The sequence below is a fragment of the Solidesulfovibrio sp. genome, from assembly GCF_029978005.1.
Taxonomy (GTDB): Bacteria; Desulfobacterota; Desulfovibrionia; order Desulfovibrionales; family Desulfovibrionaceae; genus Solidesulfovibrio.
Genome location: NZ_JARKOZ010000017.1, coordinates 1 through 8,730, shown reverse-complemented (window position 1 = coordinate 8,730; position 8,730 = coordinate 1). Strand labels below are relative to the sequence as shown.

Sequence of the window (8,730 nt, the reverse complement as noted above, 5' to 3'; positions counted from 1 at the left end):
CTGGAGGCCTTGCGAAAAGGGCGGCCCAGCTGAAGAACGCCATCCTGGGGAGGATGAACTACAGGATCGCAAAAAACATCGCTGAAACCGTGAAGCCGGATCTTGCGTATATCTGGCAGCTGTCCAACGTATCGATATTTACCCCTCGCAGGGGGAAAAGGCTACTGGAGAAGCAGGCTGATCCAGGGCTGGGCGGCGTTCGGCGGAGCCATGGTCGCGGGCTGGATGGCCAGGGCCTTGGCGCCGCCCAGGTCCGCCGCGCCGTTGCGCACAGCCAGCAGATACTTCCCGTTCGCCGCGTCGCCCAGGGAGACGCCGATGGTCTTGTCGCGGTAGGTCGTGCGCGAGGTGTTCCGGTTGCCCGTGCCGTAGTGGAACCGCACGGTTCCGTTCCTGGACAGCCGCACCGCCGCGTTCACGGGCCGGTCGTCGATCCAGGTGTGGGCCTTCCAGATCACGGTCACGCTGTCGGCGTCCTGCCTGACGGAAATGTCGTCGCCCGAGGCCGTCGTGGTCAGCCGGTCCCAGTACGGGGCCAGGGCCACGGCCGCCTTGAGGCCCTCCACCGTGTTGAGCCCGTTGGTCATCGCCGTGCCGAAGGACAGCATGCCGTTGCTGCCGACGTTGACCGTGGTGTAGCTCGCGCCGCCCCAGGGAAAGGCGAAGGGCAGGGAAAGCGCCCACGACTGGTCCGTGCCCTGCCAGCCCTGGGCCGTGCCGCCGCTGGGAAAGGCATCCCGCGTCTCGTATTGGGCGTAGCCGCCGTAGGCGGGCGTTTTGGCCTCGGTGTGCCAGCCGGTCAGGGCGAGCTTGCGCCCGAGGTCCCAGGGGTCGCTGTAGTAGCTCGGGTGTTCTCCGTCGTTGTCGCCGCCGGACAGGGTTTCCGCCTGGTAGGAATCCTGGGCCAGGGCGTAGAGGAAGGCCTCCTCCATGGTCACGATGCCGTCGCCGTTGGAGTCGCCCTTGGTCGGGTCGGCCAGGGCCTGGGTCGCGTAGTAGGAGAATTCGTCGTAATCGAGGGAGGCCGAAGCCGCGGCGTAGGACAGCTCCCACCAGCGGGAGGCGGACATGAGCACCCGGTTGGGGGCCTTGAGCGCCTCCACGAACCCCCCGGAATAGCACTGCTCGAAGATGCCCACGATGGCCTTGGCCGTGACCTTGTTCATCTCGGCCGCGAATTCCGCGTTGGTGATGGACGTATCGTTCCACAGCCACAGGACCACGTCCGTGTTGGAGTAGGGCGCGGGGTTGGTGCTGCTGTTGTTGCCGCCGTGGTCCGTGGTGAAGAGGTAGAGGATGTCCTGGCTGGTCATCTTGCCGGCCAGCTCGTTGAACACGGCCGTGATGTTGGCCTTGGTGGCACTGTAGCGGATATCGTCTATGCTGTCGTTGTTGAGGTCCCAAACGGAGCTCGTGTTGTCGGATTGGTCCACGGCCGGGTCCTGGCCGTCGCTTACGAGCACGTAGATGTTGTCCTGCAGGAAGCCGTTGGCCTTGAGCGTCTTGAAGAAATACGAGCAGTCCTTCCAGTAGCGCGTGTGGTTGTTGGACGGGTTGGCCCCCCCGGAGATGATGACGGCGTAGCGGTGGCTGGCGTCGGTGGCGGCGAGGGCCGTGGGCGTGGCCTCGGACGTTTCCAGGGCGGCGGCCCTGGAGATGGAGCCGGGAGTGGGCCAGAAGGTCAGTTCCGTGAAGGGCGACAGGTCCTTGGGCGGCATGGTCGCGGGCGCGACCGTGATCTCGCCGGTTTTCGCCACCAGGACGTAGCGGCAGGGGTGCTCCCAGTTGGCCTTGGGCCGGTCGTCCACGAAGAAGAGCCAGCCCGGGCCGTCGGAAAGCCTGACCTCGCCGCGCCACAGGGCCACCACGGCCGTGTCCGCGACAGCCTCGTTGGCCACGTAGACCCGCCGGCCTTGCAGGCTGTGGCCGAGCAGCCGGTCGGTCAGGGCGGCCAGGGCCGCCGCCTGGCTGTCCACGGCGGCGGCCGTCGTTTCGCCCTTGGACGCCACCGGCGTCAACCCGGACGGCAGGGACTGGACGTCCCGGAAGACCGTCGTCCCGTCCTGGACCACCAGGGCGACCCGGTAGATCGTCTTGCCGCCGCCGAGGGGCAGCGCCAGGCCGAACACCCAGCCCGGCCCCTGGCCGAGCACCGTCTCGCGGCCGTCCAGGGTCAGGCCGACGCTTCCCTGGCGCAGGGTCTCGTCGCCCGAGACGCTGGCCCCGTCGCCGCCGGCCCGGGCGTCCTGGGCCAGCAGCCGGTCGTAGGCCTTGGCGTAGGTGTCGATGTCCGCCGCCCGGGCTTGCGGGCAAAGGAAAAGAGCCGCAGCCAGCAGGACCGTGGCGAGGAGAAGGCGTCCGAACCGCATGGGGCGCTCCTGTGGAAAACTTGACCAGGGGGTGATCGACGGAGAGGCGATTAGACTATACAAGACCCTGCATGCGCGCTCAAGAGGCCCGAAGTCTCCGATCGCCAGTGCCGCATCCTTGCAAATACGGCAGTATTTTTAAGGATAAAGTAATTATTCAACGGTGTTGTCCGCAACGTTCGGAACATGGCCCATTTTGAGGATACGACATACGCCGTGAAGGACGTCATGTCGCGCGTCGCGGGGAGCCGCCCGTGAACGCGCCGGCCGCGCTGTGGCGCAGGCTCCTCGCCTCCACCCTGGCCACTTCCCTGGCCCTGGTGCTGGTCATCCTCCTGGCCGCCTCGGCCGCCTTCTATTTTCTTGAATTCCAGGGCGAGGCCGACAAGAGTTTCTTCGACGCCCTGTGGTGGGCCATGGTCACGCTGTCCACCGTGGGCTACGGCGACATCGTGCCGACCACCGTGGCCGGCCGGCTGGTGGCCATGGCCATCATGGCCACGGGCGTGGGAGTCATGGCCACGCTGACCGGCAGCCTCGCCTCGGTGCTCATCGAACGCAAGAACCGCAAACGTCAGGGGCTATTGCCAGTGAAGACCTCCGATCACTGCCTCGTGCTCGGCGTCAACGCCCAGGCTCCGGAGCTCTTGCGCGCCCTTGCCGCGGCCGCTCCGGACAAGCGGGGGCCGGCCGTGGTGCTGGTCGCGCCCGTCACGCCGGAAGCGTTCGAGGAAATGGCCGCGGACCTCGACCTCGGCGACCGGCTGGGCTTTTGCCGGGGCAACCCGGCCCACGAGCCGACCCTTGGCCGGGCCTCGCCGGAAACGGCTCGTTCCGCCTACATCCTGTCCCAGGACGACCTTTCCCCGGAGGATGCCGACCAGCAGACGCTGCTGACCGCCCTGACCTTCCGGGGCCTGGCCCCCAAGGTGCGGCTTTGCGCCGAGGCCCTGCTGGAAGCCAGCCGCAAGCCCTTAAGCCGGGCCGGGGTGGACGTGACCGTGGTGCGCGGCGAGCTGGCCGGCCGGGCGCTGGGGGCCATGGGCGAGCATCCGGCCCTGTGGCATTTCCTGGAGCGGCTGCTCGGCGGCGTCGGCGGGCGGGCCATGACGGCCCGGACCCTTTCGGCCGAGGAAAAGGCCTTGCCCTTTTCCAAGCTCGTGGCCCGGTCCCTCGAGGCCGGCGGGGAGATGCCGGTGGCGGTCTTCCGGCTGCGCCGCGACATCGACATACGGGAACTGCTCGACGCGGATTCGGCCCTGGACCGGTTCATCGCCGAGCTGTTCGCGGCCTACGGCCAGGACGGCCGCATCGGCAGCGAAGGCCCGCGCGTGGTGGTCAATCCCGGCGACGGCCTGAACCTTGCGGACTATGACGGGCTGATCGTGCTGCGCCGAGGCGGCGAGGCCAGGGACGGGGCCGGCCGGGCCGCGGCCGGGGACGGGGGGGCGTAGATGGGCGAGGCATCCTGGGCCAGGGCCGAGCTTTTCGCCGGGCTTTCGCCCGAGGAGCTCGCCGCCGTACGGCCTTCCTTCGACGAGGTGGCGCTTCCCGCCGGCCGAGACGTCATTGCCGAGGGAGCGTCCGGGGACGACATGTTCATTCTGATTTCGGGCAAGGTGCGGGTTCGCAAGGCCATGGTGCAAAAGGGGATCGCCGTGCCGGCCCTGGAGGCCGAGGCCGGCGGCAAGACGCTGGCCGACCTGTCCGACGCCCAGAGTCCCTTTTTCGGCGAGATGGCGCTGCTCGACCACGACATCCGCTCGGCCAGCGTCACCTGCCTCACGGACTGCCGTTTCCTGCGCATCGACCGCGACCGTTTCTTCGCCTTCCTGGCCGACCGGCCGGACATCGGCGTCAAGCTGGTCACGGCCCTGGCCAAGCGCCTGGCCAGGGTCGTTCGCAAGAACAACAACGAGATCGTGAAGCTGACCACGGCCCTGGCCCTGGTCCTGAGCCGCCGGGGGCAGGGGAGGGGCTAGGTTGGCTTGATGACGACAAAAGGGGAGCAACCCCCTTTTGTCGTCACAGGAAGACGCGGTAATCGGCGTTGAAGACCTCTGCGAACCTTTTTGCCCTGATTTTCCCGATGGGCAGCCTGCCGCGTTCCATCTGGGAGATGTGCCGTTGGGAAATGCCAGTCTTTTCCGCGAGTTGAATCTGGGTCCAGCCCTTGTGGAGACGAAAGCCCTTCAATGCTTCGCCGGCCGGGATTTCGTCGATGTCGATCGTTTCGAGCCCTTCGTCCTCTTCGAGGACAGCCCCATATTCCTTCAATGCGGAAACGACGGCGTCCTTTTTCTCCACAGGGACACGAAAGCAAAGGGGAACGGTTTTTACGTCGTCAATCCTGGTCTCCATGAGAATCTCCAGTCATAAATATACGTGCAAATAGGTTCAAATCGTTTGCATAGATTTCGATGCTGGATCAATCAGTAGGGAGCATTCGCATGCGTTCCGATGTAGATGATCGTAATGACTCTTGATTGCTTGTCCACTTTTCAGACCGCCACATACCTGGGCTTTCCCGTGTTGAGGTGGCAATGGAACACGTCGTTTCCAAGCTGCCTCAAAGGCCCGAAGTTTTCAAAACCAGCGGCTTTGCCTGTTTTTCCCAGCGAACGTTTAAGCGCTCTGATGATGAGTTTCCATTTTTCCGGCAGTCCTTCCTCCCCTTTTCGTGCCCTGGCGTTTTGTTCGACAACCCAGTTGGCCTTGGCCGTCTGTACGGGTTTGGTGCCCATCGTTCCCCTTCACCCGACCGGCATAACCATTTGTATACCATTTTTTGGCATAGTCAAGTTCGTTCCACACCTTTCGTAATTTTGGGCGGCCTCGCGCTTGTCGGCTTCGTGGGCTTTATTTCCGCAGCGCCGGGTGCTCCATGACGATCTCGCCCTCGACGTAGCGGAAGACCACGTCGCGCACGCCCTCGGGCACGGCCAGCACGGCCTCGCCGATGCCGATCTCCACGTTGGCTCCGACCATGCCCGGCACGATCACCCGACAGGTGGAAAAGCGCCGCATGGCCGCCGGATGCGACCACAGCCGCGCCAGCTGGGACTGGCAGGAATCGAGCAGCCGTTCCAGGCGCGGCAGCTCCAGGCCGCAGGCGTCGCACCGCTCGCCGCCGCGGGCCACCTCGTCCCGGCAGGCGGCCACCTCCATGAGCAGTTCGCGCACCCGCGCCTTGAGGTGCTGGTCCTGGTGGATGCGCTCGGGGTCGTAGCCGAGAAGCAGCCGCGTCTGGCTCTGGCTGCCGCCGCCGAGTTGCTCGCCCACGTAGACCGCCTCGCCGCAGTAGGCCTCGCCCCCGGCCAGACGCCCCTTGACCGCGAGCTTCTCCCCGGCGAACAGCCGGCAGTGCATGCTCGCGCCGTCGACCAGGATGTTCTGGCCGGCGTGCAGCACGGCGTTCTCACAGTACCGGGTGCGGATGCTCTTGCCGGCCCGCAGCGTGGCCCGGCCGCCGCCCTGGATGCCGGCCTGGCAGACGACGCCGCCCATGGCCCGCAGCTTGGCCCCCTCCACCGTGCCCCGCACGGTGATGTTGCGGCCCATGACCAGAAAGCCCGAACGCACGCCGCCGCCGACGAGCACGTCGCCCACGGCCACGATGTTGCCGGTGTGGAAATCGATGTCGCGCCCCACGGAAAGGGTCTCGCGCACCAGGATCGAACCGTCCACGCAGGAGACGTGGCCGTTGACGGCGGCAAGCAGCCGCCTGGGATCGGCGGGGTCCACGCGGCAGCCCTCGCCGTGGGGAAAGGCCAGGTCCTCGGAAACCACGCTGCCCGGCTCGGGCGTCTCGCCGGAGGAGAACTCCACCCACTCGGCCAGCAACTGGCCGGCCACCACATTCTGGGCATAGCCCAGGTCGTACTGGTCCACCGACCCGTCCTCGCGGCTTTTGGGGCGCAGCCGGCGGCGTTCGTAGTCCGGATCGAAATGGTGTCTGAGAAAGTACGGCATGGGGTTCCGCCGGGTTTCCGGGCAGCCTGCGAGTTAGTTTCCCTTCATCTTTTCCGTACCCAACCCCTTGGGTTTGCACAAGCCCCGTGGGCCCTGGGGTGCGGGGCGTCGGGTCGTCTTCGAGGCCCGGCCCGATTGACGCCCGGGAATGAATATTTTAACCTTCCATACTTTTCCCAGGTCATCCATCCGGCGCAATGGCGCGCCCAAACCACCAATTAGGCGAAACCTATGGAAACTCTCCGCACCCTTCCGGGCGACGACGTCCGGCAAATCATGTGGCGTTTCGCGGACCGCTTCGACCTCCAGATGGCCGTCCAATCCACCCGCGCCGTGGCCCGGGGGCTGGTCGCCCGCCTGGTGGCCGAGGGCGCGCGCCACTCCCACGAATGGACCGAGCAGAAAAAACAGCTTCTGGCCGCCTTCGACGAATCCGGCATCACCGCCGTGTTCCTCGATCCGCATCAGGGCGGCTTCATCGAGGGCCCGAAGAACATGGCCCTGGCCCTGGTCGCTTTCGAGCTGTCCTGGGTGGACGCCGGCGCGGCCACCTGCTCCCTGGCCAGCAACCTGGCCCTGTCGCCCATCCACGAGCGCGGCACCACCGAACAACGCGACCACTACATGAGCCTGTGCGCCCCGGCCCCGGACAAGGAGCCCTGGCGCGGGGCCTTCGCCCTGACCGAGCCCCTGCCCTACGTCGGCGTGGACACCGGCGTGCTCGTCGGCAAGGTGCGCATCGACTCCTGGGAGGAAGGCCAGGAGCCCATGCTCCAGGTGGACAAGCGCGGCCGTTTCATCACCGGCATGGACTTCGCCAACTTCGCCACCGCCGCCGTGGACACCGCCGACCCGCGCATCAAGTCCTCGTGCATGGTCATTCTGGAAGAGACCGACCCGGGCCTGTTCGACCGCGGCGCGCCCACCCTCAAGATGGTCCACCAGCTGTCCTCCACCCGCGACCCGGTCTTCAGCATGAAGGTGCCGGCCAGCCGCATCATCGGCGGCTACACGGTGAAAGACGGCTGCATCGTGCCCAACTACTCCCACTCCGAGATCATCGCCGCCGTGTTCCACCGCACCCGGGTGCCGGTGGCGCTCATGACCACGGCCAAGCTGCTCTCCGCCGTGGAGCCGGTCATCCGCTACCAGCGCGGCCGCTTCCGTGGCGGCGACGCCTGCGCCGAGGGCACGCCCAAGTACGAGCTGGGGCTCCAGCAGAAGCAGGACGCCCCCATCCGCCTGGCCGAAGTCTGGGCCGCCGGCGAGGCCGGCGCGTCCATGGGCTTCGCCACGGCGCGGCTGTTCGATAGCCTCGACCCCACGGAAAAGGCCAAGGACGCGGCCCTGGCCGCCGCCGGCGTCTCGGGCATGCGCGCCCAACTCACGGCGCTCAAAAAGGTCCTGCCCCAGTCCGTGGAATACGTGAACCTGCTGTTTTCTCCCGAGGAAACCCGCGACGCCGCCCGCTTCGCCGCACTCGACGCCGACGCGGTGGTCAAGTACCAGGCGCTGGAGGCCGAGGCCGGCGTGCTCTGCCCGGCCTGCAAGCTCTGGAACACCGGCCACGGCGCGACCGTCATGCGCGAGGCCGTGGCCATGATGGGCGGCTACGGCATCACCGAAGACTGCCCCGGGTTCCTGTTCCACAAGTGGAACGACTCCCAGCTCGAAGCCACCTACGAAGGCCCCGAGTGCGTGCAGCGCCGCCAGCTCTCCGTCACCATGGCCAGCGACGTCTTCGCCGTGTACTGCGACAACTACGCCGCCGAGATGGAGCGCGTGGCCGCTTCCAACCCGGAAACCGGCGCGGCCACGGTCGCCGCCGGGCTGCGCCTGTGGAAGGCCGCCCTGGACATCCTCTCGGCCGGCAAGGACGCGGACGGCAAGAAGCTCTACCACGGCAACCGGCAAGCCGTGACCTTCCCCCTGGCCGACGCGCTCTGTCCGCTGCTGGCCAGCCGCGCCTTCGTCTGCGACATCCTGGAACTGGCCGCCAAGGGGCCGGAAAACCCGGTCGTGGCCGAGGGTCTTCCCGGCTACCTGTCCTTCTTCAGCGACCTCTCCAAGCTCCAGGCCGCCAAGGCCGCGGGCGAGGCGGCGCGCGCGTGCGCGAACCTCGTTTTCGGCTACGCCCCCGAGGGCGCGGACCTGGCCGCCTTCGGCGCGCTACGCGCCGCCGTGGACGCTTCGCTTGCCGGCGTCGGCGCGGCCCGCGAACGTGCCGGCCAGGCCATCACGCAAGTGATGATCCCGGAGGCGCTCGATTACCCGATGTAAGGCATAAGATCGGGGCGCTGCCCCGAACCCCGCCGGGGGGGATTATCCCCCCCGGACCCCCTTGCCGGGGGGTGAAGCCGGGTCGTCGGCCGTCCGCTTCGCGGCCAGC

Annotated in this window: 7 protein-coding genes; 3 read left to right on the top strand and 4 right to left on the bottom strand. The window is 67.1% G+C overall.

From position 1 onward, the window contains the following. Nucleotides 1–161: 161 nt before the first annotated feature. Nucleotides 162–2,369 (bottom strand): C13 family peptidase, encoded by a 2,208-nt coding sequence (locus Q1K70_RS01945; RefSeq protein ID WP_300154994.1) that lies wholly within the window; start codon nucleotides 2,367–2,369, stop codon nucleotides 162–164. 254 nt (nucleotides 2,370–2,623) lie between these two features. Here Q1K70_RS01945 and Q1K70_RS01940 point away from each other — a divergent pair, with 254 nt between their 5' ends. Together Q1K70_RS01940 and Q1K70_RS01935 are read left to right on the top strand one after the other, a co-directional pair. Further along, nucleotides 2,624–3,823, top strand: coding sequence for a potassium channel family protein (locus Q1K70_RS01940; RefSeq protein WP_300154991.1), 1,200 nt, complete (start codon nucleotides 2,624–2,626; stop codon nucleotides 3,821–3,823). Next, nucleotides 3,824–4,351, top strand: a complete 528-nt coding sequence (locus Q1K70_RS01935) for a cyclic nucleotide-binding domain-containing protein (protein WP_300154989.1) — start codon at nucleotides 3,824–3,826, stop codon at nucleotides 4,349–4,351. A 43-nt stretch (nucleotides 4,352–4,394) separates the two neighbouring features. On the opposite strand, the gene Q1K70_RS01930 is transcribed toward Q1K70_RS01935, so the two are convergent. The 3 genes from Q1K70_RS01930 to Q1K70_RS01920 all read right to left on the bottom strand — a co-directional run bounded on the left by Q1K70_RS01930 (nucleotide 4,395) and on the right by Q1K70_RS01920 (nucleotide 6,341). After that, nucleotides 4,395–4,730, bottom strand: a complete 336-nt coding sequence (locus Q1K70_RS01930) for a helix-turn-helix transcriptional regulator (RefSeq protein ID WP_300154986.1) — start codon at nucleotides 4,728–4,730, stop codon at nucleotides 4,395–4,397. A 140-nt stretch (nucleotides 4,731–4,870) separates the two neighbouring features. After that, the gene (locus Q1K70_RS01925) at nucleotides 4,871–5,113 is read right to left on the bottom strand and encodes a hypothetical protein (protein WP_300154983.1); all 243 of its coding nucleotides are present in this window, start codon (nucleotides 5,111–5,113) and stop codon (nucleotides 4,871–4,873) included. 115 nt (nucleotides 5,114–5,228) lie between these two features. Next, nucleotides 5,229–6,341 (bottom strand): FapA family protein, encoded by a 1,113-nt coding sequence (locus tag Q1K70_RS01920; protein WP_300154980.1) that lies wholly within the window; start codon nucleotides 6,339–6,341, stop codon nucleotides 5,229–5,231. Between the two features lie 231 nt (nucleotides 6,342–6,572). Between Q1K70_RS01920 and Q1K70_RS01915 the strand changes: the two genes are divergently transcribed. Then, nucleotides 6,573–8,621: an acyl-CoA dehydrogenase family protein gene (locus Q1K70_RS01915; RefSeq protein ID WP_300154977.1), complete on the top strand. Its 2,049-nt coding sequence runs from the start codon at nucleotides 6,573–6,575 to the stop codon at nucleotides 8,619–8,621. Nucleotides 8,622–8,730 lie beyond the last annotated feature (109 nt).